The sequence below is a fragment of the Rhodococcus sp. C26F genome (assembly GCF_053345925.1).
Genome location: NZ_JBKFBA010000055.1, coordinates 1 through 24,234, shown reverse-complemented (window position 1 = coordinate 24,234; position 24,234 = coordinate 1). Strand labels below are relative to the sequence as shown.

The 24,234-nt window shown below is 64.2% G+C and carries 26 protein-coding genes and 2 pseudogenes; 14 read left to right on the top strand and 14 right to left on the bottom strand.

From position 1 onward, the window contains the following. From aspA to ACLBYD_RS28160, 8 genes and pseudogenes are all read right to left on the bottom strand, one after another. A pseudogene (aspA, locus tag ACLBYD_RS28195) lies at positions 1-153 on the bottom strand (aspartate ammonia-lyase); the annotation flags it as partial. Next, positions 150-932 (bottom strand): D-glutamate cyclase family protein, encoded by a 783-nt coding sequence (locus tag ACLBYD_RS28190; RefSeq protein ID WP_447819032.1) that lies wholly within the window; start codon positions 930-932, stop codon positions 150-152. The gene ACLBYD_RS28190 and the pseudogene aspA, both read right to left, overlap by 4 nt. Then, positions 929-2,248: an MFS transporter gene (locus tag ACLBYD_RS28185; protein ID WP_447819031.1), complete on the bottom strand. Its 1,320-nt coding sequence runs from the start codon at positions 2,246-2,248 to the stop codon at positions 929-931. The genes ACLBYD_RS28190 and ACLBYD_RS28185 overlap by 4 nt, the downstream gene beginning before the upstream one ends. A gap of 183 nt (positions 2,249-2,431) precedes the next feature. After that, positions 2,432-2,878, bottom strand: a complete 447-nt coding sequence (locus tag ACLBYD_RS28180) for a VOC family protein (protein WP_447819030.1) — start codon at positions 2,876-2,878, stop codon at positions 2,432-2,434. Between the two features lie 54 nt (positions 2,879-2,932). After that, the gene (locus ACLBYD_RS28175; protein WP_447819029.1) at positions 2,933-3,850 is read right to left on the bottom strand and encodes a 5-oxoprolinase subunit C family protein; all 918 of its coding nucleotides are present in this window, start codon (positions 3,848-3,850) and stop codon (positions 2,933-2,935) included. Next, a complete protein-coding gene (locus ACLBYD_RS28170; RefSeq protein WP_447819028.1) occupies positions 3,847-4,479 on the bottom strand; it encodes a 5-oxoprolinase subunit B family protein in 633 nt (210 codons plus the stop codon). The genes ACLBYD_RS28175 and ACLBYD_RS28170 overlap by 4 nt, the downstream gene beginning before the upstream one ends. Next, positions 4,476-5,261 (bottom strand): LamB/YcsF family protein, encoded by a 786-nt coding sequence (locus tag ACLBYD_RS28165; RefSeq protein WP_447819033.1) that lies wholly within the window; start codon positions 5,259-5,261, stop codon positions 4,476-4,478. Before ACLBYD_RS28165 ends, ACLBYD_RS28170 begins: the two co-directional genes overlap by 4 nt. 2 nt (positions 5,262-5,263) lie before the next feature. After that, the gene (locus tag ACLBYD_RS28160) at positions 5,264-5,956 is read right to left on the bottom strand and encodes a GntR family transcriptional regulator (RefSeq protein WP_447819027.1); all 693 of its coding nucleotides are present in this window, start codon (positions 5,954-5,956) and stop codon (positions 5,264-5,266) included. Between the two features lie 224 nt (positions 5,957-6,180). On the opposite strand from ACLBYD_RS28160, the gene ACLBYD_RS28155 reads away from it, so the two are divergent. After that, positions 6,181-6,315, top strand: a complete 135-nt coding sequence (locus tag ACLBYD_RS28155) for a DUF5914 domain-containing protein (protein WP_447819026.1) — start codon at positions 6,181-6,183, stop codon at positions 6,313-6,315. A gap of 28 nt (positions 6,316-6,343) precedes the next feature. On the opposite strand, the gene ACLBYD_RS28150 is transcribed toward ACLBYD_RS28155, so the two are convergent. Continuing rightward, positions 6,344-7,414 (bottom strand): PDDEXK nuclease domain-containing protein, encoded by a 1,071-nt coding sequence (locus ACLBYD_RS28150; protein WP_447819025.1) that lies wholly within the window; start codon positions 7,412-7,414, stop codon positions 6,344-6,346. A gap of 109 nt (positions 7,415-7,523) precedes the next feature. Here ACLBYD_RS28150 and ACLBYD_RS28145 point away from each other — a divergent pair, with 109 nt between their 5' ends. Then, positions 7,524-7,814: a hypothetical protein gene (locus ACLBYD_RS28145; protein WP_447819024.1), complete on the top strand. Its 291-nt coding sequence runs from the start codon at positions 7,524-7,526 to the stop codon at positions 7,812-7,814. 52 nt (positions 7,815-7,866) lie between these two features. Here ACLBYD_RS28145 and ACLBYD_RS28140 read toward each other — a convergent pair whose 3' ends face one another. After that, a complete protein-coding gene (locus ACLBYD_RS28140; RefSeq protein WP_447819023.1) occupies positions 7,867-8,070 on the bottom strand; it encodes a hypothetical protein in 204 nt (67 codons plus the stop codon). 138 nt (positions 8,071-8,208) lie between these two features. Then, positions 8,209-8,577, bottom strand: coding sequence for a hypothetical protein (locus ACLBYD_RS28135; RefSeq protein ID WP_447819022.1), 369 nt, complete (start codon positions 8,575-8,577; stop codon positions 8,209-8,211). A 221-nt stretch (positions 8,578-8,798) separates the two neighbouring features. On the opposite strand from ACLBYD_RS28135, the pseudogene ACLBYD_RS28130 reads away from it, so the two are divergent. After that, positions 8,799-9,026, top strand: a pseudogene (locus tag ACLBYD_RS28130) (restriction endonuclease); the annotation flags it as partial. A 239-nt stretch (positions 9,027-9,265) separates the two neighbouring features. On the opposite strand, the gene ACLBYD_RS28125 reads toward ACLBYD_RS28130, so the two are convergent. Further along, a complete protein-coding gene (locus ACLBYD_RS28125) occupies positions 9,266-9,595 on the bottom strand; it encodes a hypothetical protein (RefSeq protein ID WP_447819021.1) in 330 nt (109 codons plus the stop codon). 267 nt (positions 9,596-9,862) lie between these two features. Here ACLBYD_RS28125 and ACLBYD_RS28120 point away from each other — a divergent pair, with 267 nt between their 5' ends. Beyond that, entirely contained in the window at positions 9,863-11,197 is a 1,335-nt protein-coding gene (locus ACLBYD_RS28120; RefSeq protein WP_447819020.1) for an IS1380 family transposase, read from the top strand. A 769-nt stretch (positions 11,198-11,966) separates the two neighbouring features. Here ACLBYD_RS28120 and ACLBYD_RS28115 read toward each other — a convergent pair. Beyond that, complete coding sequence (locus ACLBYD_RS28115) at positions 11,967-12,341, bottom strand: hypothetical protein (RefSeq protein ID WP_447819019.1); 375 nt, start codon at positions 12,339-12,341, stop codon at positions 11,967-11,969. Between the two features lie 539 nt (positions 12,342-12,880). Then, positions 12,881-14,242, bottom strand: coding sequence for an MFS transporter (locus ACLBYD_RS28110; protein WP_447819018.1), 1,362 nt, complete (start codon positions 14,240-14,242; stop codon positions 12,881-12,883). 259 nt (positions 14,243-14,501) lie between these two features. On the opposite strand from ACLBYD_RS28110, the gene ACLBYD_RS28105 reads away from it, so the two are divergent. From ACLBYD_RS28105 to ACLBYD_RS28060, 10 genes are all read left to right on the top strand, one after another. Continuing rightward, the gene (locus ACLBYD_RS28105; protein ID WP_447819017.1) at positions 14,502-15,395 is read left to right on the top strand and encodes an IS5 family transposase; all 894 of its coding nucleotides are present in this window, start codon (positions 14,502-14,504) and stop codon (positions 15,393-15,395) included. A 132-nt stretch (positions 15,396-15,527) separates the two neighbouring features. After that, positions 15,528-16,169: an RraA family protein gene (locus ACLBYD_RS28100; protein ID WP_447819016.1), complete on the top strand. Its 642-nt coding sequence runs from the start codon at positions 15,528-15,530 to the stop codon at positions 16,167-16,169. Positions 16,170-16,343: 174 nt separating this feature from the next. Beyond that, entirely contained in the window at positions 16,344-17,273 is a 930-nt protein-coding gene (locus ACLBYD_RS28095) for a DODA-type extradiol aromatic ring-opening family dioxygenase (RefSeq protein WP_447819015.1), read from the top strand. Next, positions 17,270-17,932 carry an RraA family protein gene (locus ACLBYD_RS28090; protein ID WP_447819014.1) on the top strand — a complete coding sequence of 221 codons (663 nt, stop codon included), beginning with the start codon at positions 17,270-17,272 and terminating at the stop codon, positions 17,930-17,932. The genes ACLBYD_RS28095 and ACLBYD_RS28090 overlap by 4 nt, the downstream gene beginning before the upstream one ends. Next, positions 17,929-18,591, top strand: a complete 663-nt coding sequence (locus tag ACLBYD_RS28085) for an RraA family protein (protein WP_088898119.1) — start codon at positions 17,929-17,931, stop codon at positions 18,589-18,591. The genes ACLBYD_RS28090 and ACLBYD_RS28085 overlap by 4 nt, the downstream gene beginning before the upstream one ends. Then, positions 18,588-20,357: an FAD-dependent oxidoreductase gene (locus tag ACLBYD_RS28080; protein ID WP_447819013.1), complete on the top strand. Its 1,770-nt coding sequence runs from the start codon at positions 18,588-18,590 to the stop codon at positions 20,355-20,357. The genes ACLBYD_RS28085 and ACLBYD_RS28080 overlap by 4 nt, the downstream gene beginning before the upstream one ends. Then, positions 20,354-21,937 (top strand): acyl-CoA synthetase, encoded by a 1,584-nt coding sequence (locus tag ACLBYD_RS28075; RefSeq protein ID WP_447819012.1) that lies wholly within the window; start codon positions 20,354-20,356, stop codon positions 21,935-21,937. The genes ACLBYD_RS28080 and ACLBYD_RS28075 overlap by 4 nt, the downstream gene beginning before the upstream one ends. Before the next feature lie 3 nt (positions 21,938-21,940). Beyond that, the gene (locus ACLBYD_RS28070; RefSeq protein WP_447819011.1) at positions 21,941-22,327 is read left to right on the top strand and encodes a RidA family protein; all 387 of its coding nucleotides are present in this window, start codon (positions 21,941-21,943) and stop codon (positions 22,325-22,327) included. A gap of 63 nt (positions 22,328-22,390) precedes the next feature. Next, positions 22,391-23,389, top strand: coding sequence for an amidohydrolase family protein (locus tag ACLBYD_RS28065; protein ID WP_447819010.1), 999 nt, complete (start codon positions 22,391-22,393; stop codon positions 23,387-23,389). Between the two features lie 84 nt (positions 23,390-23,473). Further along, positions 23,474-24,148: a GntR family transcriptional regulator gene (locus tag ACLBYD_RS28060; protein WP_447819009.1), complete on the top strand. Its 675-nt coding sequence runs from the start codon at positions 23,474-23,476 to the stop codon at positions 24,146-24,148. Positions 24,149-24,234 lie beyond the last annotated feature (86 nt).

Sequence of the window (24,234 nt, the reverse complement as noted above, 5' to 3'; positions counted from 1 at the left end):
GGCGAGCGCTGCCACCAGCTCGCGATGGCGAGCAATCGGGGTACCGCTTATCGGAAAGTTCTCCAGTGCACGCAGTGTATGGATGCCGTAGTACACCTGCGCGGGCACGGACCGGTCTCCGAGCAGATCGTGCTCGATCCTGGTATCGCTCACGACACCGCCACCGTTCGGTCGCCGTCGACCACGCTGTCGAAAACGATCATGTGGCCGGCGTAGTGGGTGATCGCGTACGGCAGGTCCGCGGCCGGGATCGCCAACTGCGGGGTGACACCGCACGCCCAGAACACCGGCGTGCATCCCTCGGGCACGCCGGGAAATACCCCGAAGTCGACCTGGGACAGATCCGAGATGCCCAGCGCCGACGGGTCCCCTACGTGGACGGGTTCGCCGTGTCCGGTCGGGATGCGCCCGGTTACCTCGGTTGCGATGTCGATCAGGGCATTCGGGACCGGTCGCATGCTGACGACGAGCGGCCCCGAGAAAGCGCCGGCAGCCACGGTGGGGCGGTCGGTCACGTACACCGCGGGAGCGTCGTGTCCGACCGGGATGCCCGCCCGCCGCAACGGACCGTCGAAGGTGTGGCTGCACCCGAGTGCGAACGCGACCGCGTCGTCGCGCCAGTACTCGGCAAGGTCGGTGGGCTCGGCGACCAGCACGTTGTCGATCCACACCCGGTAACGCGGGACCATCGTGCTCACGTCGACCGTGCACCCGTCGTATGTCACTTCGGGGTTGCCCGGCTCGGACACTGCGAGGAGCGGACAAACCTGCGGGTTGTGTCTGCAGTATTCGGTGAAGTCCGCCGCGGCGGATTCGGGCAGGACCACGAGGTTCGCCTGCTGGTGGTCGTCGAGGATGCCTGCGGTCGGTCGCGTCCACCGTCCCGTCGCGATCTGCTCACGGAGCTCGCGCGGGTGCGTAGGCGCGCTCACAGCAGTTCCGACTTCGAGGACTCGCGCACGAAGTGCAGCGTGATCAGCGCCATCACGGCGGCACCCATCAGCAGGAAGCCGGGGGCAAGCAGGTTCCCGGTCCGGTCGATCAGGTAGGTGGCCAGATAGGGCGTCAAGCCTCCGCCGACGATGGTGCCGATGTTGAAGGCGAACGACAGTCCGGTGTAGCGGACCCGCGTGGGGAACTGCTCTGCGTAGGTCGGGTAGGTCACCGCCTGGACGATCGGCATCGGCAGAGCAAGGACGACCATCGCTGCGACGGCCAGCGCGAAGCTGCCCTGGTCCATCACGATCATCGCGGGCAGTACCAGCACGGCGTAGCCGAGGAACCCGGCGGTGATGACCTTCTTGCGACCGATCCGGTCGGACAGTCCACCGAACAGGGGCATGAGCGTCGCGACGAAGAGGCTGATCGCGCCCATGATCCAGAAGGTGCTGGACTTCGGGTATCCGAGGTGCGTCGTCAGGTAGATGTTCATGAAGATCAGACCGACCCAGTAACCGGTGTTCGACCCGATGGCGAGCAGGATGACCTTGACCACCGCGCCGGTGTGCTGGGTGAGGACCTCACGCAGGGGTGACTTCGGCGGGGTGGTGTGCTCGGACTGCTCGACGTACGCGTGGGAGTCCTCGAGCTTGCTCCGGGCGATGAGTGTAATCGCGATCAGGGGCAGCGCCAGCAGGAACGGAATTCGCCAGCCCCACTCTCTGAGCTGTTCGTCGCTGAGAACGGTGCTGGTGACACCTGCGACGAGGGCGGCGGTTCCGCCGCCCACGGCCACTCCGACCGGGGTGAATGCACCGAAGAATCCACGGCGTCCGGCGGGAGCGGATTCGGACAGGTAGGTAGCCGACCCGGTCACCTCTCCCCCGGCGAAGAAGCCTTGCGCCAATCGGATCAGCAGCAGTGCGAGCGGGGCCAGGACACCGATGGAGCCTGCGGTGGGGAGCAGGCCTACAGCAGCGGTGGCCGTGCCCATGCCGACGACTGTCGCGATGAGCACGGGTTTTCGGCCGATTCTGTCGCCGAGGCGCCCCAGGACGATGCCGCCGAGGGGGCGCATGAGGAAGGCACTGCCGAAGACGGCGAGGGTCGCCAAGAGGGATGCGGTCGGATTGTCGTTGGGGAAGAACAACGGTCCGATGACGACTGCGAGGTATCCGTAGACGCCGAACTCGTAGTATTCGACGGCGGTTCCGGCCGCGGCTGCGAGGGCGGCGCGACGGGGACGCTGGGCGGGCGCGGACGGTGCGGTGCCCCCCTTGTCGGGCACCGGTGCTTGTACGGTGGTCATGGGGCGTACTCCAGGAAGTGTGTGGGCGGGGATGCCTCGGGTAGCTGATCGGGTGAGCCGGGAGCGCACGCGTTCGCGCACTGTGGGCCCCGACGCGGTCGCCGGCAGGATGGCCGTCCTGCCGGTGACACGCACCGGGCCCGCGTCGGCCGGCGCGGCCGACGGTGGAGATCTTCGCCGGAACTAGACGGCGAAGAGCTGCTCGATATTTGCGAATGCCTTGAACTCGAGGGCATTTCCGGCGGGATCGAAGAAGAACATCGTCCACTGCTCGCCAGGTTCACCAGCGAATCGCACGTACGGTTTGATGACGAACTGGGTGTCGACGGCTTGGAGCTTGGCGGCGAGGGCCTTGAAGTCGTCGACGGAGAGCACCAGTCCGAAGTGCGGCACCGGTACGTCGTGGCCGTCGACCGGGTTGGTGCCTGCGACGCCGTCACGCTTGGCGCTGCCGTCGCCGACCTGATGGGTCACCACCTGGTGGCCCTGGAAGTTCCAGTCGATCCACTTGGTGTCCGAGCGCCCTTCGCTGAATCCGAGCAGGCCGCCGTAGAAGGCGCGCGCTGCGGCGATGTCGTCGACCGGGATGGCGAGATGGAACGGAACGAGGGTGGTGGTCTGGTCGGTCATGGTTTTCCTTTTCTCGATGGTTGTGAAGTTCAGCGAACCGGGATCGGATGTCGGTCAGGGACCTCCCGGGGGCAGAGGCGAGAAGCGCACCCGAGTGCCCGGTGCGGCCTGCGCCAGCAGGTCGACGTCGCGCTCGGTGACAACACCGATCACCGGATAGCCACCGGTGACCGGATGGTCGGCGAGGAAGACGATCGGCTGGCCCGAGGGCGGAATCTGGATCGCTCCCACGACCATTCCCTCGCTCGGAAGATCGACGGTGCCGATGTCGAGCCACGTCCCGGTCAGTCGGACGCCGACTCGGTCGCATTCGGTGCTCACCGTCCAGGTCCGCGCGGTGAGCGCCGCCCGATCGGCAGGGGCGAACAGGCCGTCGCGTGGCCCCCATCGGAACCGCACGTCGACGGTGCCGTGTGGGAGCGCGACTGTCGCCAGTTCGACGGGCACGCCGGGAAGCGCACCCACCCGATCACCGAGCGCCAACTTGTCACCGGCCCGGAGTCGAGCGGGGCCGAGCCCCGACAGGCAATCCGTCGATGCCGATCCCATCACTCGGTCTGCTTCCACGCCGCCCGCGATCGCGACGTACGAGCGTAGGCCCCACTTCGGGCGGCCCAGGGTGAGGTGGCGGCCGGCCGGCAACAGAATGCGCGATTCCGCGACCGGGCGTCCGTCGACACGCAGGTCCACCGGCGCCCCGGTGACCGCCACGATGCGATTCTCCGACAGTGTGAGGGCCAGCCCGCCGAGGGTCGTCTCGAATACGGGCAGCCCGACGTCGTTGCCGACGAGCCGGTTCGCGAGCGTGAGGCTGGACCGGTCTGCCCCGCCCGACGTCGTGACGCCGAGGTGCGCGAACCCGGGTCGGCCGAGGTCCTGGACGGTCGTGCTCGGTCCGGGGTCGAGAATGGTCGCCTGAGGACGGGATTGCACCGGGTTCGGCTCAGCACGCTCGATGAGAACGGCGGTCATTCGGTCACCGCCCGGAACACCACGCGGTCACCGACGGAGAGTCGGCTGGGACTGTCCGAGGTACTGTCCCACAACACTTCCGAAGTACGGCCGATCAGGTGCCAGCCACCCGGCGTGCCGCCCGGGTACACCACGGTCTGGGTGCCTGCGATCGCGACCATGCCCTGACCGACCCGCGGGCGCGGCGAGGCGCGCCGGGGCAACCGCAGTGAATCGGGTAGGCCGTCGATGTAGGCAAACCCCGGTGCGAAGCCGAAGAATCCCACCCGATGTTCGGCTGACGTGTGACCGTCGACGACGTCGGCCACGGTGCACCCGAGGGCCTCGGCGACGTCCTCGAGGTCGTCGCCGTCGTACCGCACCGGCACGACCACAACATCGTGTTCGACGGTCGGCGCGAGCTCCCGGTCGGGCTGGTCGAGAAGGCACTTCAGGTGGGTCGCCAGTTCCGTCATGCTTGCGGACCTGTTCGCGCAGAACAGGATCGAGCGTGCGGCCGGCACGATGTCCTGCAGCACGACTGCCCACGGTTGTTGTCTCGCCGATTCCACCACCGCCGGGATTCGCGCAGACTCGAGATCCACCATCCATCCGCGATCGCCGACGCGCAGCAGCTCGACGGGCGTCACTGCGCTCCGCCGATCGGTCTCGGATCGGCTCCGTTGCTCTGCAGTGTCTTCCGGGTTGCACGGGCAATGTCGACGGCGCCGGGGGTGTCGCTGTGGACGCACAGAGCAATCGCCGGGACATCAGCGGGCGCGACCTCGACCTGGATGCCCTCCACCGAGGTCACCGTTCCGGTGCGGACCATGTCCCATGCTCGGGTGGCTGCGACCGCCGGGTCGGTCAGCAGTGCGTCGGGGTGGCTACGCGGCACGAGCAGTCCCTGGTCGGTGTATCCGCGGTCGATGAACACCTCTGCATGTGGATGGAGGCCGGCGTCGACCGCGTACCTCCAGAGAACGGTGGAGTGCTGGCACAGGACGGGCAGCGATGGATCCACCAACCGCACGGCGTCGACGATCGCGGAGGCATGCTCCTCGTGGTGGGCCGCGGTGTTGTAGAGCGCTCCATGCGCCTTGACGTACGTGACGGTCGTTCCAGCGATCCGTGCGAATGCCTGCAGGGCGCCGATCTGGTAGACAATTTCGTTGACCAATGTCGACGACGGGACGTCGACGAATCGCCGTCCGAACCCGGCGAGGTCACGATAGGAGACCTGAGCGCCGATCGCGACGCCGAGCGACGCTGCAGTGTCACATGTCCGGCGCAGGATGTCCGGGTCGCCGGCGTGGAATCCGCAGGCGACGTTGGCGGCGGTGACTTCGCCGAGGAGAAGTGATTCGTCGACCGGTCCCCAGACACCGAAGCCCTCTCCGACATCGGTGTTGATCGACACGGCGGGAAGAATCGTCACGATCGTGCCGCCCAGTACGTGCGCATGTCTTCGCGCGAATTCTCCCAGGCGCGGTGCAGACCGGTCTGTCCGCCGTCGATGTGATCGAGGATGTGCCGGGCGAGAGCGTCCGAGTCGCCGTCGGCAAGGGCCTGCACCATGGCCTTGTGCTCGTCCTGCACCCGGTCGTAGGCGCAGGTTCCGTGCACATAGAAGCGCGAGTACGGCTCGAGCCGGTGGTACATCTGGGCGATGATCTCGTACCGCATCGGCAGCCGGGACAGGCGGTACATGTCCAGGTGGAAGGCCAGGTTGGTGCGCGACCAGACGTCGGCTCCGGTTTCGCCGACTCGATCCATCTGGTCTGCCATCGATTCGAAGCGTGCGATGTCCTTTCGCGACACCCGGTCGGTGACGTGCTCGGCGAAGCTGGGTTCGATCAGGCGTCTCAAGTCGTAGATCTCGTCGATCTCCTCGAGGTCCAGCGCGGTGACGAAGGTGCCACGTCCGGGTAGCGAGCGCAGCAGGCCCTCACCGGCGAGGGTGCGAATGGCTTCGCGGAGCGGGATGCGGGAAACGCCGAACCGGTCGGCGAGTTCCTCTTGAACCAGTCGGTGACCGGGCGGGTAGATGCCCTCGACGATCGAGGTCCGCAGGCGCGATGTCAGGTCCCCGACATCGGACCCAAACTCATGTGACGTAGACGACATATTCACTGTATACACTGAATCCAAACGGGGAAGCTACCCCCATGGCGCTTTTGACCGGTTTGTTTACACAAACGACCCGGCAGGCAACATCGCCGACTTGCAACCTTGGACACATCCTCAGCCTCTGTGCGCTTCGGACGGCTCTGGAGAGCGACGACATCCGCGCACCTGATGACCGAGACCGTCATCGCCAGTCCCCCTGAGCGGCCTCGCCGTCACACGCCGTGTTCACCGTGCCCTCTCCAGCGCTTCGCGGCGCGGCCACTCGGCTGTGGCGCGACGACCTGGCCTACGCTGAACGGCGTTACCAGCAACGCGCTCCGGCCGGTTGCGGCATCGGTCCCCGACTGTCGACCTGAACGTCAACTCCGCAGGACGGAAATGTCCCTACGTACGCGGCTCGGCGTGCGGTACCTGCCCCGCAGCAACCTCATCGACGGTGTCGGCGGTGACCTCGAGGGCAACACGAGTCAGGGCTTCTTCGGCGGGAAGAGCGGCTTGGGCGGATGCTGTCAGATCGTATCGGGACACGGCGACAGGCTGCCGGGTGCCGGCCAGGGCGTAACGCACGACGGTGTCGTTCTTCTCGGCTACGAGAAGCATGCCCACGGTCGGCTGATGTATATCGCGGATCCGCAGTCGATCCTCGACCAGAGCAACGTAGAAGCCGAGTTGTCCGGCATCACGGGGATCGAACTTCGTCGTCTTGAGCTCGATGACCACGTAACGCAGCTGCTCCACATGGAAGAACAACAGGTCGACGTAGAAGTCGTCCCCGTCGACATCGAAATGCACTTGGCGACCCACGAATGCGAATCCCCGCCCCAACTCGCGCAGCGTGTCGATGATCCGTGCGACCAGGCGCTCCTCGAGTTCCCGCTCGCTCGCGTCGCTGTCGATCGCAAGGAATTCCAGTGCAAGCGGATCCTTGGTGAGCTGCTGTGCCAGTTCGGAGTCCCGCCGTTCGAGCGCGGCACCGAAGTTCGAGGGCGCAGCACCCTGACGGTCGTGGAGGCGGGTAGTGATCTGATGGGCGAGCACGGAGCGTGACCATCCGCGCTCGACGTCCTGAGCGGCATACCATTCACGCAGGTCCTGGTCATCGAGCTTGTCGAGAAGTTCGGCGATGTGCCCCCACGGCAATTGTCCAACGGGCCGTTGGACGATTCTTTCTTCGTCGGGCCACGCCTCGGCGAAGCGTCGCATGTAGAACAGGTTCGCTCGGGAGAAGCCCTTCATGGTGGGGAACTCGGCGCGTAGGTCCGTGGCGAGACGGGACAGCACCTTGCTTCCCCAACGCTCGGTTTGCTGGCGCTCCAAGATCGTGCGGCCGATCTGCCAGTAGAGGCGGATCAGCTCGGTATTCACTTTCCGCTGCGCCTGATACCGCGCCTGGTGGACGCGGCGCTTGAGTTCCTCGAGCGTCGCGGCGTAGTCCGTGGGTTCGAGCTCTGCCATGCCTCGAGCATCGCACCTGGCTCCGACCCACCGCGCAAGGACCTTGTGGACCTCGGCACTGGACGGGTGCTTCAACGGCACTCGACAGCCGTCCGCAGCGATATGGACGATGGCCCAGGCGCAGAAGAGGTGCCAGCGGCTGAACTGGGCACGAAACCGCGTCAACCATTGCGAGAGCGTGGTGTTCGGGTTTCCTCAGCCCGGTCAGGCGCAGGGCAGTCAACTCCGTCACAGTCCGGCCGGCATCATCGAAGACTGCCGAGTTCTCGTCGGCCGCTTCTCCGGCGAGGTCGAGGCGTGGATGCGTGCCTCGACCGCAGTCGACCAGCTCGTTGCCCACCCACTGGCTCAACGGGTCCTGGCCTACAGCGCGAGGCAGTCGGGTCGGAAGATCGTGTAGAAGCGCAGTCGAACCCTTACTTGCGCTGGCCGCCTGGCCTCGAGTCGGGGTTTCAGTTGTCCCATGGGGTGGTGGTGAAACCTGCCGACCGCAGGTCTCGCTTCGCGTCCTCGACGAAGCGGGCGACTTGCTGCTCGAGGGTCGCCATGAAACTCATCGCGTCGCGTTGAGCTGCCGAGGGAGGATATTGCTCGCGACCGCATTCGGTGCGGAAGACGTTGATGAAGTTGTCGAGTTCATCGCCCGCTGTCTTCATCGCTACCTGGCGCGCGAACGGCTATGTCGTGGTCTGGTTCAACGCAAGGATCGAGGTGTTGAGTCGGCTGGCAGCGGCCAATAACGCAGGTGAGGCGACCATCTTGAGCTTGTTGAATGGTGTGGTGATTCCCTTGGCCTAGTCCACCCGCATCTGGGCGAACGCCAGCTTCTCCATCGCTTTCGGGTCCGGGAGCCCGGCTTCGCTGTTGAGCGCATCCCGGAGAAAGTTGAACACGCCCTCCACATCAACCGACTTCATCAGGATGTCGCTGCACACAGTGGCGAACTCGGTCGCGGCCTCGAACACAAGATCTTCATTGCGTCGTTGATCCTCACGTTCTTCTTTCCGATCGAGCACCTTGTCCTCTTGTCGCGCTTTCCGCTCGTCACTTCGGCGGACCGATCGGGCCGTCACCACCGAGGTGATCACGCCACTGAGAACAGCGCCCGCAGGCACGCCCCACCAAAAACCCGACTGGGTGAGAAAGTCCGACACCAGGCTCATGGGGCGAAACGTACTGCCTGTCACCGACAACGCTTCGTGACGGCTGTCGAACGCTTCGGAACTCGTCCGAACTGCCGCGTACACGGGCAGTTGCTGCCGCCAGCCAGGAAGATGGCCCACAAGCCCGAAGGGGCGCCCAAAGCGGTGATGAGCACCGGTAACGTCCACCCTCGAATATGCAGGACAGCGGGCCCGGCCCCGTCGAGCGTTAGGGAGAGCACGTGGCATCGGTATACGAGGTGATCGAAGCGTTCCGCAAGGCCCCGTCGAACTCCGAGCGCGGCACCCGCTTCGAACAGCTCATGGTCCGCTACTTCCAGCTCGATCCGAGGCTCTCGCAGCGGTACGACCAGGTATGACGCTGGATCGGCTGGCCCGGCTGCGACGGCAAACCCGGCATCGGCATCGACCTGGTCGCCTGCGAACGCGACACTGACCTCTACACTGCGCAGTCCGGCTTTCCTTAGATTTATTTCATGCTGAAGTCTTTTCTCCCATCCCTTGTTGTGAACAATTCGAATTATCTCCGACCTGTGGCTCTTTAGAAGTTCGGTTCTGGATTGCCTGCTCAGATCCTTCCAATTCTCCTTCAATATGTACAAAGCGTTTCCGTGTCTAATGTTCTCAAAAACCACCAAATCGTCATCAAATTTAAACCCTAGATAGCTTTCTAGCCCAGAATTACCGATCAGCATTTCTTTAGGGCCAGTTTCTTAACCTCAACCATTCGGGACACCGCTTCGGACACCACCGTTGGCGAGGCCCTGTGAGTCAGCTTGGAAGATAGGAATTCTTTATCGTCCTCGGCTGCACCGGGAGGGAATACCTCCCAGTCAAGGGCCTCCGTAGGAAGATTGACGGTTCCGGTCTTGTCGAGTTCGAGTACTTCCGCCTTGCCGAACCAATGGCGGGCAAGGCTTGCCGCATAGAGAACGGATCGGGAATCCGGGTCGACTGAGGGAGGAAGTGATTTCTCCACAGCGCAAATTGCCGAAACGTTCCCGTTCTCTTCCAGCACGCGAACAGAAGCCTGTAATTGCTCTCCATACCACGTCTCCCGCGGATAACACTTAGCTACGCGGTGGGCAATACCGTAGCCCTTAGCCTGCCGCTTTCACGGTAATTCGTGATTGCAGGGTGTCGCGAACGAAGAATGGTGCCCTGAACTGCGAAAATATGACTTGTCTAGGGTCATGTCCGCCGCAGTTCGAGGAGCACCATTCAGGTGAGCAAGTCTACGTCCCCCTACCCCCATCTGTCCGCATAGGCCACCGGAACCGGTGTCGTGTCGCACGCCGGAGCGGTCCTGCTGCTGCGCACCGCGGAGAAGACCGGCCTCGCTGCGGCGTTGACAACCGAACTCACACCATATCGAAAACCGTTGGCCCGACACGATCCCGGCAAGATCGTGCTCGATCTCGCGACAGCACTGGCACTCGGCGGAGACTGCCTCGCCGACATCGCGCAACTGCGTGCTCACCCGGAAGTCTTCGAACAGGTGGCTTCCGACCCGACTGTCTCCCGCCTGATCGGCGTGTTGGCCGCCGACGCCGATACCGCACTCGCCGCGATCGGACGTGCCCGCGCCACCGCCCGCACCCATGCCTGGACTGCCGCCGGTACGTCGGCTCCCGACCATGCCATCGACGAGCACCATCCGCTGGTCCTCGATATCGATGCCACCCTGGTCACCGCACATTCCGAGAAGGAACAGGCCGCCCCGACGTTCAAGCGAGGCTTCGGTTTCCATCCGTTGTGTGCGTTCGTCGACCACGGCGCCGGCGGCACCGGTGAACCCGTCGCGATACTGCTGCGGCCGGGGAATTCGGGGTCGAATACCGCTGCCGATCACGTCACCGTGGTGCAGGAGGCACTGGCACAGTTGCCGTTCGACCCGGGATACCGGGTCGGGAAGAAGGTGCTGGTGCGTATCGACGGCGCCGGCGGCACCCACCACCTGATCGAGTATCTGACCAAGCGCAGGATCTCGTATTCGGTGGGGTTCGGATTGACCGACGCCCATGCCGAGGCGATCGATCTGGTCCCGGAGCGAGCGTGGACTCCGGCCTACGACGCCGATGGGCAGGTCCGCGACGGGGCCTCGGTCACCGAGATCACCGACCTGCTCGACCTGTCGTCGTGGCCGAAGGGCATGCGGGTTGTGGTCCGGAAGGAGCACCCGCATCCGGGTGCGCAGTTGCGGTTCACCGATCGTGACGGGCTGCACCTGACCGCGTTCGTGACGAACACCCGAAGCGGGCAACTACCCGATCTGGAGTTGCGGCACCGGCGTCGGGCTCGGTGCGAGGATCGGATCCGGGCAGCGAAAATCACCGGGTTGCAGAATCTCCCGTTGCACGGGTTCGATCAGAATCGGATCTGGTTGGCGCTCGTGCAACTTGCGTGTGAGCTGCTCGCGTGGATGCAGATGCTCGCATTGACCGATGTCGCGGCGCGGCGGTGGGAACCGAAACGGGTGCGGCTGCGGTTGCTGTCGATCGCGGGGAGGATCGCCCGGCATGCCCGTAAGGTTCGGCTGCGGCTGGCCGCATCGGCTCCGGATGTCGAGGTCATCGTGGCCGGACTGAGTCGTCTCGCCGCGTTGCCTGCACCCGCGTAACCTGCACGTATCTGCTTCATCGAGACGAAAGGACACCTTTTCCGGGGCCGTGGACCCCCGGCGTGACCCGACCGGCTCGGTTGCTCGAGCGTGGGTGCACACCGGATCTGCGGTCTCCACACCCAATCCGAAGCCGCTCAGGCCGGCACGCGGGACTCAAGAAAGATTGAGGTTAGCGGAGGTGAAATCAGACCCGTTGCGTATGGGGGTCAGGAATCACCCGGTCCGCGATGCCCGGGGTCACTGGTGACGTGGTCGCTGAAGAAGTCGCTACGAGCCCGTGCAAACAATTCGGGATATCCATCCCGTAGGTCTGCGCGGTGTGCCGCAGTGCTTCGATCGGCGGCTCGAGCGGAGCTGCCTCCGAATACATATTCCGCGTACGCCTGCATCGCCTCGTACCGCTGAACGAGCTCCGCACTCACGGGTAACCCGGATACGAGGCCGAGCCGGATCCGCAGATCGGCATCGGTCCGGTTACGGGCGTTGGGTGCTGCCGATGAAGTCCAGGTGGACGGGGTGTCCGGCACTATCTCGGCGAGCCGCTGCACGAGTCCGGCACGTTCCCATGCCCGGTGCACGCACCAGCGCGTGAAAGCGCGTTGCCGATCGTCGTCGAGTGCTTCGACTCAGTCGATGAGGTCGCAGTCCAGTCCGGCGACGTGCCGGGTGGCATGGATCACCTTGAGGGAGAACATCACCGAGATCGCAGCCCCCAAGCCGGTAGGAATCGCCCCCAGGGCGACGACCGCGGGGAACCATCAGCGCGTCAGCCCGCCCACAAGGAGACGTGACTGCACAATTCACCGATCAGCGACACCACCCGGTCATCGTGGGGATCGATCCAGACCACGGCGTCGTCAACCTGTCGCGGGCGCAACAGATGACGACCACGCGAAGGCCACTGCACGAAGTCGTAGCCGGCCAGCGCGGCCTGGGCGGTATCGGCAACCCAGATTGCAGCTTCGGCGAACGAGGTATTCATCGACAGTCCCTGACACAATCCAAATCCACTGATAGCCGCAGCGCCGTGCCATCCGATGATGACGGCATAGGTCCGGCCGATCGACAGTTCCCATATCAGCCGGTCGCAACCGACGCCCCGGCTGTAGGGCAGACACCGCAGATCCCGCACGGTGGCCACAACTCGCCGGTAGCGGCAACAGTCACCTCGAAGGCTCCGCCTCCTCCTTGCGGGATCGGTCCGAGCTGTACCAGTGCTGGTCCCGCCATCTCGGCGACGGACCTGACCGGATGTCGCGTGCGAACACCGTCAGCTCGCGGATCTGACCGTAGCCCGAGACATCGGTGCCGCCGTCGAAGCGCTGCAACAACACATCCAACGCACCACCGACTTGCTCGTCGCCTACACAGTTCCCGTGAATCCAAAGTTGTTGATACAGAAAAGAATTCTGATATTCAACCGCGCTGGATGAACGAGGCGGTCGATATTGACGCCGAGTCGACACGCGGAGCAGGCATCGGCTGGACGCGTAAGCAGTTTCGGTAATGGTGCGTAGTTGTCGCGTGCCCTCGGCTCATGGGGTCAAGCCAGGAGTCGATAACCCGCCGCACACCGGTGGGCATGGGCGACTGTTCAGGGGCGAAGTCGAGGCACACCCATGAGCATCCCTGTCCCCCATGCCTACTCGAGAACTTGGAGCCACCCTCAGGGATCCTGCATCACGCCAGGTACTCGCCCTGTGGATCGACAACTTCGGCGCGTTGCCGGGTACTCCCCTCGGTGCCGGCAAGACTTCGGGTGAAGTTGTCCGGGAGTGCGAATGCGGCCGTTGCACTGAGCACCCCGAGGACAATCAGGAAGACAGCGATAAGCCAGGTGTTGCTCCCACCGCCGGCCATCGCAAGCAACGAGGTAGCGATGAGCGGGGAGAATCCTGAACCGACGGTCTGTGCAAGCTGATACGTGGTGGAGACTCCGGTGTACCGCAGCTCGGTGTCGAACAGTTCGGTCAACAGGACTGGGGCAACTCCGGTTACCGCTGGCATGACCAGCGCCAGGTACGCGGCGACAGCGGCCACGAGGACGGTCGGATTACCGAGGTTGACCAGGTGAAATAGGGGGAAGGCAAGGATTGCGGTGGCCAGGATTCCGCCGAGAACAACTGGTCGACGGCCGATGCGGTCGGACAGCGACGCGTACACCGGAGTGAGTGCGATGCTGCCCAGTGTGCCGAGCATGACAGCCAGCAGGGCGGTGGAGCGAGAATATCCGATGGTGGGAGCGTACGAGATGATGAAGATTCCGAACACCCCCTGACCGGCATAGGGCCCGATCTGGAAGAGCGTTGCCTTGACGAACGTCGTCGGCGACTTCTTCAGCAACCGGGTGATCGGAGCGCCCGCCGGACGTGCCGAGGTGGTACTTACTTCCAGGAACACCGGACTTTCGCTGATCCGAGCACGGAAGTACAAGGCAAGGGCCAGCATGGCGAAGCTGGCAACGAAAGGCACTCGCCACCCCCAGCTGAGCATTTGTTCATCCGGCATGGCTGCTACGACAAGCATTGCTGCCGTGGCCAGTACTGATCCGCTGGGCGCACCCATGGCCGCAGCACTGCTTGCCAGTCCCCGCCGCCCCGATTGCGCATGTTCGGAGGCCATGAGAACCGCACCCCCGTACTCCCCTCCCACTGCAAATCCCTGCAGCAACCTCAAGCCGACGAGCATCAAGGGCGCCAACGAGCCGATCTGGTCATAGGTAGGAAGAAGACCGATGGCTCCGCTGGTCAATCCCATGACGACGAGCGTGACCAGCATGACGTTCTTGCGGCCGAAGCGGTCTCCGAAGTGCCCGAAGACGACTGCCCCGAGGAAGCGGGCCGCATACCCGGCCGCAAGTGTCGCCAGGGCAACGATGGTACCGATGACAGGACTGAGGTTCGAGAAGAAGACTTTGTTGAAGACCAGGGCTGCAGCGGTGCCGTACAGGAGAAAGTCGTAGTACTCGATGGTGGTCCCGAGATAACTCGAGAGAGCAACTCGACGGACTTCGGAGCGTGATCGGGACGGCTCGGATGCCATAGTCGTCCTTCCTGAAGGAGGGGTGAGCGGCCGGAGTGCGACCTGAGAGTGATGAGGCCCACATCTGGGCCGAATGAAAGCTACATCACATTCAATATTGAATGCAATAGGTCGGATAGGCCGCCCTCAACTAGGGCATGTTTCAAAAGTGATCTTGAACCGCGTTTCCGCCAGAAGGAGTGTCGCAGCCGGGGAATGAGTGAGGCCTCCGGTATCTGGGTTTAGCGACCAAGCAAAACCTGGATATCTCGGAGACCTCGTGCCCAGCGTAGCGGTAGCGGGGCGAGCGGACCTGACCGACGCGCAGTGGGCGCGTCTGGCTCCGCTGCTGCCTTGCGTGACGAAGACCGGCCGTCCACCGAAGTGGACGAAACGCCAGCTCATCGACGGGATCCGCTGGCGCATCCGCGTCGGCGCCCCGTGGCGGGACGTCCCGGACCGCTACGGTCCCTGGCAAACCGTGTACGGGCTGTTCCGCCGCTGGCAACGCGACGGCACCTGGGCACAGGTGCTGACCCGGTTGCAGACCATCGCCGACGCCGCCGACCAGATTGTCTGGGACGTCAGCGTCGACTCGACGATCATGCGGGCGCATCAGCACGCCGCCGGCGCCCGCCACCACGGCAGCGAGCAGGTCGAACCGCCCGGCGGTGTCGTGACCGAACCGGCCGACCATGCTCTCGGTCGCTCGCGGGGTGGGTGGACGACGAAGCTGCATCTGGCCTGCGAGCAGCACCGACGTCCGCTCGCGCTGGTACTCACTGCCGGTCAGCACGGGGACAGTCCGCAGTTCACTACGGTCCTGGAGGAGATCCGGGTGCCGAGGTTCGGTGTCGGCCGGGCGCGGACGCGACCTGATCGGGTGCTGGCGGACAAGGCCTACAGCTCCCGAGGGAACCGGGTCTACCTGCGCAAGCGTGGGATCAGGGCGACCATTGCGATTCCGTCCGATCAGCTCGCGCACCGCCGCAACCGCGGCTCCGGTGGTGGGCGACCGCCGGCCTTCGACCGCGCCGTCTACCGGCAGCGGCACGCCGTCGAATGCGGCATCAACCAACTCAAGCAGTTCCGGGCGGTGGCCACCCGCTTCGACAAGCTTGCGGTGCGGTATCTGGCCACCGTCCAGGTCGCTGCGATCAGTCAGTGGTTGTGAGGCAGCGACCTTTTGAAACACGCCCTAGGCGCCGATTCGTTCATAGGTATTGCATTCAATCTTGAATTCATTCTAGGGTGTGCTTCACCGCACACGTCCAACCGGACGTGTCGACAGACATCCGAGGGATCCATGACCATCTCGACATCACCGAACAGTGCGGACATCGGCACTATGCAACTCGAACCTCTACCTGCCGCCACTGTGCACGAGGCCGGCGGGAGGATCGGCGCACTTCCGGCCCGACTCCGGCCGGCCTTCGCCTCAGCCACGATCCTCGGCCCGGCATATCCGGTCCTGTGCCCGACCGGAGACAATCTCTGGCTGCATCGAGCTGTTGCCGCTGCCCCAGCCGGCCATGTTCTCGTGGTGCAAACCACAGGAATCGACGAATTCGGTTACTGGGGAGAAATTCTCAGTGAGGCAGCACTAGCGCGGGGGATTGCCGGGCTCGTACTCGATGGCGGAGTGCGCGACATACGAGCCCTCGAACGGGTCGGCTTGCCAGTCTTCGCTTCGGCTACTTGCATCAGGGGCACCATCAAGGACCCGGAAGGACCCGGCCGTCTCAACGTTCCGATCCGACTGGGTGAGGTCAGGATCGCTCCTGGAGACCTGATCATCGCCGACTTCGACGGCGTTGTTTCCATTCCTCGGGATTCCGTGTCGGAAGTCTGGCAAGCAGCAAGAAAGAGAGAAGAAAAGGAAGCTCGGATGATCGCCGAGATCCGAGCAGGAGCCTCCACCCTCGACCTGCTCTCCCTCCCGCGCTGATCACGACCCACTCGCCCGAAGCATCCGACGGGGTGAAGTGACAGGTGGCGAAGAAGAACCAACTAACGAACGGATTGCTATGTACTCGAACGCTTTTGCAGTACCACCTCGGGCAGGTGTGTTGTGAGCCGGATCGTCGCAGTCGTCGGGACCTCCCACAGCCCGATGCTGGGCATGGAACCCGAAAAGATGTGGGCCCTCCGCGCCCAGAACGACACCGAGAACACCAAACTGGCCGACGTCGACGGGCAGATCCGCAGCTTCGACGAACTCGTCGCCAAGGCGAAGGGTCGCTTCGACGGTCAACTCTCCCTGGACACCTGGAACGCCAAGTACGACGAGGCGCTGATGTGCGTGGACCGTCTGCGCAAGGACCTTATCGAGCTGGCCCCGGATCTGCTCCTGGTCATCGGTGACGACCAGGAGGAGCTGTTCACCGCCCGTAACCAGCCGGCGATCGCCGTGTACTACGGCGAGAAGATCGAAACCCACAAGCCGATCGACATGGGCTCTTCGCTGCTCAGCGAAGTCCAGTACAACCTCGGCATGGACGGGCACACCTATCCCGCCCATCCCGACGCGGCTCTGCATCTGATCGACGAACTGATCACCCGCAACTTCGACATCGCCACCAGCTCCGAAACGGAAACCGAGGGAGGTTTCGGCCACGCCTTCGCCTGGGTGGTCGGCCGGATGCTCAAGGACATCACCATCCCCATGGTGCCGGTGCTGATCAACACCTACTATCCGCCCAACCAGCCGACACCAGCGAGGTGCTACGACCTGGGTGTCGCATTGTCCGAAGCCGTTGTTTCCATGCCTGGCGACCTGCGAGTGGCCGTTGTCGCCTCCGGCGGCCTGAGCCACTTCGTCGTCAACGACATCCTCGACCGCCGAGTTCTCGAAGCCATGCGCGAACATGATGCGAACACCCTGCGCTCCCTCCCGATCGAGCAATTGAATTCGGGAACGTCCGAGGTCCGCAACTGGATCGCGGCAGCCGGCGCCGGACGCCATCTCGACCACCGGTGGAGCACCTACATTCCGGCATGGCGCAGCGCCGCCGGCACCGGTGTCGGCCTGGCATTCGGACTGTGGTCATGACCGGCACACTCGAGCGCCTCGCTGCGCTGGACACCTGCGCCGTCTCCGACGCACTAGACTCCCTCGGACTTCCCGGAGCCGCGTTGGGACTGCACGCCGTTGCGAACGGCCGTCGGATCGCCGGCACCGCCCTCACCGTGGACCTCGTGGAGGCCGGCACCACGACGGCCCCCCGGCATCTGTGCACCGCCGCGGTCGATGCCTCCGGGCCCGGCACCGTGATCATCGTGGCCCATCACGGCCGCACCCACGTCGCAGGATGGGGTGGAGTGCTCTCGGCAGGAGCGGTCACCCGCGGTGTCGAAGGCGTCATCGTCGACGGCGCCGTGCGGGACCTCGACGAAGCCCACGAATTCGGCTTGACCCTCTATGCCGCGACCTCGGTTCCCGTCACGGCCCGCTCCCGAGTTGTCGAACGGGACTGGAACGTTCCGGTCGATTTCGCCGGCGTGACGGTCGAACCCGGGGACTACGTGCTCGCCGACGGCAGCGGTGTCGTCGCCGTCCCGTGCGAACGCATCGACGAGGTCCTGTCCATCGCGGAAGCCATCGCCGCCAAGGAACGAGAAATGCTCCGTCGTGTCCGCCTTCGGGAGTCGATGGCCACGGTGATGAGCGCCGACTACGAAACCATGCTGAACCGGAAGGCATCCCGATGACCGATCAGAATTTCCGCGCCATCCTCGCCGAGCTCGACACCAGTCATCTGAGCGATGCACTCGACAAATTGGGCCTCAACGGCCAGTGCGCCGGTCTGCTCCCGCTCGATCGCACCACACGACTGGTGGGCCGTGCCTTCACCGTCCGCTACGTTCCCGTCGGCGACGACCGCGGCACCGTCGGCGACTATGTCGACGATCTCGAACCGGGAACCGTGGTAGTGCTCGACAACGCCGGCCGGCTCGACACGACCGTATGGGGTGATCTGCTCACCGCCACCGCCTCCCACAAGGGACTGGCGGGAACCGTCATCGACGGGGTGTGTCGTGACTCGGACTGCGCCGTGGACCTGCGCTACCCGGTCTTCAGCCGCTCGCGCTGGATGCGCACGGGAAAGGACCGGGTTCGCGTCGACGGCTACAACGTGCCGGTCAACATTGGCGGGGTTCGCGTCGAGCACGGTGACTGGCTCATCGGCGACGCCGACGGTGTCGTGTCCGTTCCCGCCCGTCGCGTCGCGGAAGTGATCGAGTCCGCTGTGAAGATCCGCGACGCCGAAGACCGCATCCGCACCGCCGTGCGTGCAGGTTCGAGCCTCGTCGATGCTCGCCGCGATCACGGTTACCACAGCCTGCAGACCCGTGAGGTGGCCCGATGAACGCGATAGATACCGTCGAAGTTGCCGTGATAGGCGGTGGCCCGGCCGGTCTGACCGCGGCGATCGCACTCGCTCAGCTCGGTATCGACGTGGTCGTCTTCGAGCGCCGCGCAACCACCTCCCACCTGCCCCGGGCGCATCTGCTCAACCAGCGCACCATGGAGATCTTCGACGCTCTCGGCGTCGCGGACGACGTCTACGAGCATTCCCCACCCGAGGACCGTTGGCATCGCGTCGGCTGGTACACCTCCCTCGCCGGTGACCGTCCCGGACAGGGACAGGAGATCGGCCACATCCACGCCTGGGGCGGCGGACCGGACGCTCAGCGTTACGCCGCCGCGAGCCCCAGCCGATATGCCAACGTTCCACAGATGCGGTTGGATCCGCTGCTGCGGAAACATGCCGAACGGCACTGCCCCAACCGGATCCACTACGGACACGAGGTCTTCGAACTACGAAACAGCGACAGCGGTGTCGAACTCGATGTCCGCGAAACTGACTCGGGTACGGTGCGTACCGTCCGGGCGCGCTATGTCATCGGCGCCGACGGCGGCCGCTACGTGACTTCCGCCGTGGGTGTGGAGATGCAGGGACCGACCCAGCTCCTGGACATGGTCAGCATGCACGTCACAGCAGATCTGTCGCAATGGATCACCGACGACCAAGTGTTGCTGTACTACTTCGTCGATCCCAACGGCAACGGCGGATTCCGCGGTTCGATGTGCGCGATGGGCCCCGAGACCTGGGGTTCACAGTCACGCGAGTGGGCGTTCCATCAAGCGTTCGCCTGGGGCAGCAAGGACGCCACCGACGAGGAAGCACTCAAGAATCGCTTCCGCGACATTCTCGGCATCCCCGATCTACAGTTCGACGTTCATGCCGTATCCCACTGGGAGTTCGAGGGCGTGACCGCCGAACGCTATCGGGTCGGCAGCGTCTTCCTTGCCGGTAACGCCGCCCACCGTCACCCTCCGACCGGCGGTCTCGGGCTGAACACTGCGGTACAGGACGTCGACAATCTGTGCTGGAAACTCGCCCAGATACTTCGCGGTCAGGCCGACGATGCGCTCCTGGACACCTACGAGAACGAACGCCGGCCCGTGGGATTGTTCAACGTGCAGCACTCCCTGACCAATGCCGGTGGTCACCGCAAGATCGCAGCAGCACTGGGCATGGCCGAAGGACTCCCCGTCGAAGACGGTTGGACCGAGATCGACACCTGGCTCGCGCCCGGACCTGCCGGCGATACCCGACGCCGAGCAGTTGCCGAGGCTGTCGCAGCCAACGGCGACGACTACAGTCAACTCAACGTCGAGATCGGATTCGCCTACGAGAACGGTGCCGTCATCTCCGACGGGACACCCCCTCCCCCGTCGCATACTTCGTTGCGGGACTACACCCCCACCACTCGGCCGGGGCACCACCTACCGCATGCGTGGGTGCACCGCTCCGGGCTCCGGGTTTCCACGCTCGAACTCGTCCACCGCGCTGATTACACCCTGCTGGTCGATCCCCAGCACGTCCGCACGTGGGCCGATGCAGTCACTACGGCGGCTCTTCCCGTTGAGGTCGTGGCGATCGGTTCGGACGGCTCGGCACCCGCAGGAACCTGGACCCGTCTACGTGAAGTTGATTCTGACGGAGCAATTCTCGTCCGTCCCGACCGCCATGTCGCGTGGCGCACCGCAACGATGCCTGCAGAGCCGGCCCGCGAACTGGCCTCGGTGCTGCGTGCCCTGTCCGCACGAAACGAGGTCCTCGCATGACCACCATGGACACCGTCGCTCAGGCGCGTCGTCACAGCCTGGCGGACCTGCTCCATCGCACGGCGGCGCGCTACCCGCACAAGACCGCACTGGTCAGTGGAGACCGCACGTTCGACTACAGCGAACTCGAAGCGACCGTCGAGCGTACGGCGGCGGCCCTGCATCGCCGAGGATTGAAGAAGGGAGACCGGCTGGCGATTGTGTCCCGCAACAACTGGCAGTTCGTTGTGGCCGCCTATGCCTCCGCACGCCTCGGCGTGATCCTCGTTCCGATCAATTTCATGCTCACCGCAGACGAGATCGCCTACATTCTCGACCACAGTCAGGCCGACGGCGTCATCGCCGGAGGCGACCTGCGCGACGTCGCGGACAAAGCTGTGGCCCAGCTGGATCACACTCCTTCCGTCCGGGCGACGATCGGAGACAGGGCCGACGCCGCTCTCGAGGGCTGGGAGAACTTCACTGACTGGGTGGACGAACCCGGTACCGCTCCGGACGTTCTCGTCGCCGATGATGAGCCGGTCCGGATCATGTACACCTCCGGTACCGAATCCCGCCCGAAAGGTGCGCTGCTGTCGAGCCGTGCTCTGGTGAGCGAATACATCAGTGCCATCGTCGACGGCGGCATGGACCGGGACGACGTGGACCTGCACACCCTTCCGCTGTACCACTGCGCCCAGATGGACTGCTTCCTCGGTCCGGACGTCTATCTCGGCGCCACCAGCATCGTCCTGCCGGCGCCGGATCCGGACGCCGTCCTCACAGCGATCGAGACCCACAGGGTCACCAAGTTCTTCGCCCCGCCGACCGTGTGGATTTCGCTGCTGCGCCACCCTCGGTTCGACAGCACAGATCTGTCCTCGCTGCGCAAGGGCTACTACGGTGCTTCACCGATGCCGGTGGAAGTTCTTCGGGAGATTCAGCTGCGACTTCCCCAGGTGGACCTGTGGAACTTCTACGGACAAACAGAATTGGCTCCGGTAGCAACGATTCTCGGCCCCGAACAACAGGAGTCCCATGCCGGATCCGCAGGCCGTCCGGTGCTCAACGTTGAAACGGCGGTCGTGGACGACCACGACAATCCGGTTCCGGCCGGAACCATCGGCGAAATCGTGCACCGCACTCCTCAAGCCACCTCGGGCTACTGGAGAGACGAGGCGAAGACCGCCGACGCATTCCGCAACGGGTGGTTCCATTCCGGAGACCTCGGAGTCTTCGATGAGGACGGAATCCTCACGATCGTCGACCGCAAGAAAGACATGATCAAGACCGGAGGCGAGAACGTCGCCAGCCGTGAGGTCGAAGAAGCCATCTACCTGCACCCCGATGTCGCCGAAGTAGCCGTCTTCGCCGTTCCGCATCCCACATGGATCGAAGCGGTCTGCGCGGCGGTCGTTCCCAAACCGGGGACCGATCTCGACGAGAACGCCGTCGTCTCACACTGCTCGGAGCGCCTGGCCGGCTACAAGAGACCGAAGTACGTAATCATCGTCGACGCGCTGCCGAAGAATCCCAGCGGCAAAATCCTCAAACGCGATTTGCGTACCGATTTCGCTTCCGTCACAGAGAAAGAGAGCTGAACGATGAGTCGCAAGTCCGTCCAGGTTCCGGGCCTTCACCACGGCAAAGCGCCCATTCCGCAGGCATCATTGGTCGGGCCCCTGTTGGCTTCGAGCGGTATCAACGGTCTCGATCCCATCTCCGGCGCCGTCCCCGAGTCGGTCGAAGAGCAGGTGTCATTGATCTTCGACAACATCGAACGAATCCTCGCCGCCGCCGGCGGAACCACCGAAGACATCGCCAAGTGCACCTTCTTCGTCCGGGACCGCGCCACTCGTGCCGCAATCGACCCGCATTGGCTGACGATGTTCCCCGACGAGCACAGCCGGCCCGCACGTCACACCCTGCACTACGAACTAGCGGATCCGCTGCAGGTCCAGTGCGAACTCATCGCTTACATCCACAGCTGATCCCGGAGCGCAGGCCGGATCCGCGCCGGCACATGCGCTTCCCGTCATCTCGAGAGGGAACAAATGATCATCGACGCCCACGCCCATGTGGTGGCCCCCGATTCCTTGTATGCCTACCGTGCCAACCTGATGGCCGACGGCGGCTACTACATCGGACAACCCAAGATCAACGACGACGCGCTGGCAGCCTGTGCCCAGAGCAACATCGACACAATGGACGGTGTCGGGACCGACGTGCAACTGCTCTCCCCCCGGCCGTACTATCAGGGACACTCGATGCAGCCGTCCCGACTCGTCGACGCCTGGATTCGTGCCAACAACGACGTCATTGCCCGCACCGTCGAGCAGCATCCCACCCGGTTCGCCGGCGTTGCCGGTCTGCCCATCACCCCCGGCGAACCGGTCGAAAAGGCTTTCCCGGAGCTTCGCCGGACCGTCGAAGAGCTCGGATTCGTCGGCGTCACCGTGAACCCCGACCCGTACGAAGGTACCGGCAACGCGCCGTCGTTGGGCGATTCGTACTGGTACCCGCTCTACGAGCAGCTCGTCGAACTCGACGTACCCATGCAGGTCCATTCCGCCGGGTGCTACAACCAGCGCGAAACCTACAGCGAGCACTTCATCACCGAGGAATCGATCGCAATCCTGTCGATGATCCGCGCCGAGGTGTTCGACCGCTACCCCACGTTGAAGGTCATGATCTCCCACGGCGGCGGATCGGTGCCCTACCAGCTAGGACGTTGGCAGGCAGAGCACCTGCACCCTGCACTCGGCGGAAGCGCGGACGCCCCCCGATTCGAAGACAAGCTCAAGAACTTCTACTTCGACACCGTCCTGCACTACCCGCCGGCGTTGGAACTGCTCCTGAAGACGGTCGGGGCGGAGCGCGTGCTGTTCGGCACCGAACGTCCCGGCAGTGGATCGGCCACCAACCCCGAAACCGGCCGTCCCTTCGACGACCTCAAGCCTGTGATCGACGGATTCGGTTTCCTGACCGAAGACGAACGTAGGGCCGTGTTCGAGAACAACGCGCGTAGTGCCTTCCCGCGTCTGAAATTCTGACGGTAGGCGTTCGAGCCCGGTGGTATCGCTTCGTCGGGACGGTACCACCGGGCGTCGTCGCAGCCCCGCCTCGATGTTCGTAGGATGAACGTCTACAACACTGAGCACGAAGGGGACGTAATGGCCACCCGGATGGGGACTGCACGCATCATTTCCGAGCTGCGGAAGCTGATCCTCATCGGCGAGTTGCTACCTGGTGAGCAACTACGACAGGAAGAGCTAGCACAACGGCTGGGTGTGAGTCGCGTCCCCCTCCGTGAGGCCTTCCTAGTCCTGGCCAACCAGGGTTTATTGAACCACCGCCCCAACCAGGGGTTTGTCGTCGCGAAGCGTACCGTCGCCGAACTCGACCAGTTGCATAGGCTGCACACCTTCCTGGAAACCGAACTCAACGCATCGATCCAATGGCCGGACGACGCTGCGCTCGAACACTTGAAGAATCTCAATGACGCAATGGCTGAGCGGATCGACTCCGACAACCTCGTGGAATTCATCGACCTCAACCACGAATTTCATCGTGGGGTGTGGAAGCTATCGCCATTGAACGTGATTGTCGCTGAAGTCGAACGCGTGTGGTCTTTGTCCGATGCGTACTTCGCCAGCAACTACGGATCGGCAGAACGCCGTCGCCGCGCCGTCGATCACCACCGGCAGATCATCGAAGCACTTACCCTTCGCGATCTGGGTCTTTTTCAAAAAGTAAGTTCCGAGCACCGTGACGACACACGCGGCGGAGCAGGGGCTGAGCTGGACCGATAGTGACTTCTGCCGATCCATGCCCTGGAGCAGATCAGCTAGTGCCGCACCCGTGAACCTTTGCCCGTTCTGGCCGACACGCCGACCGG

Excerpts from the sequence above, each read along its gene's own strand:
- ACLBYD_RS28185 (WP_447819031.1), bottom strand. The coding sequence starts at position 2,248 with ATGACCACCGTACAAGCACCGGTGCCCGACAAGGGGGGCACCGCACCG.
- ACLBYD_RS28180 (WP_447819030.1), bottom strand. The coding sequence starts at position 2,878 with ATGACCGACCAGACCACCACCCTCGTTCCGTTCCATCTCGCCATCCCG.
- ACLBYD_RS28175 (WP_447819029.1), bottom strand. The coding sequence starts at position 3,850 with ATGACCGCCGTTCTCATCGAGCGTGCTGAGCCGAACCCGGTGCAATCC.
- ACLBYD_RS28160 (WP_447819027.1), bottom strand. The coding sequence starts at position 5,956 with ATGTCGTCTACGTCACATGAGTTTGGGTCCGATGTCGGGGACCTGACA.
- ACLBYD_RS28150 (WP_447819025.1), bottom strand. The coding sequence starts at position 7,414 with ATGGCAGAGCTCGAACCCACGGACTACGCCGCGACGCTCGAGGAACTC.
- ACLBYD_RS28145 (WP_447819024.1), top strand. The coding sequence starts at position 7,524 with ATGGCCCAGGCGCAGAAGAGGTGCCAGCGGCTGAACTGGGCACGAAAC.
- ACLBYD_RS28140 (WP_447819023.1), bottom strand. The coding sequence starts at position 8,070 with ATGAAGACAGCGGGCGATGAACTCGACAACTTCATCAACGTCTTCCGC.
- ACLBYD_RS28135 (WP_447819022.1), bottom strand. The coding sequence starts at position 8,577 with ATGAGCCTGGTGTCGGACTTTCTCACCCAGTCGGGTTTTTGGTGGGGC.
- ACLBYD_RS28110 (WP_447819018.1), bottom strand. The coding sequence starts at position 14,242 with ATGGCATCCGAGCCGTCCCGATCACGCTCCGAAGTCCGTCGAGTTGCT.
- ACLBYD_RS28100 (WP_447819016.1), top strand. The coding sequence starts at position 15,528 with ATGACCATCTCGACATCACCGAACAGTGCGGACATCGGCACTATGCAA.
- ACLBYD_RS28095 (WP_447819015.1), top strand. The coding sequence starts at position 16,344 with ATGGAACCCGAAAAGATGTGGGCCCTCCGCGCCCAGAACGACACCGAG.
- ACLBYD_RS28090 (WP_447819014.1), top strand. The coding sequence starts at position 17,270 with ATGACCGGCACACTCGAGCGCCTCGCTGCGCTGGACACCTGCGCCGTC.
- ACLBYD_RS28085 (WP_088898119.1), top strand. The coding sequence starts at position 17,929 with ATGACCGATCAGAATTTCCGCGCCATCCTCGCCGAGCTCGACACCAGT.
- ACLBYD_RS28080 (WP_447819013.1), top strand. The coding sequence starts at position 18,588 with ATGAACGCGATAGATACCGTCGAAGTTGCCGTGATAGGCGGTGGCCCG.
- ACLBYD_RS28075 (WP_447819012.1), top strand. The coding sequence starts at position 20,354 with ATGACCACCATGGACACCGTCGCTCAGGCGCGTCGTCACAGCCTGGCG.
- ACLBYD_RS28070 (WP_447819011.1), top strand. The coding sequence starts at position 21,941 with ATGAGTCGCAAGTCCGTCCAGGTTCCGGGCCTTCACCACGGCAAAGCG.
- ACLBYD_RS28065 (WP_447819010.1), top strand. The coding sequence starts at position 22,391 with ATGATCATCGACGCCCACGCCCATGTGGTGGCCCCCGATTCCTTGTAT.
- ACLBYD_RS28060 (WP_447819009.1), top strand. The coding sequence starts at position 23,474 with ATGAACGTCTACAACACTGAGCACGAAGGGGACGTAATGGCCACCCGG.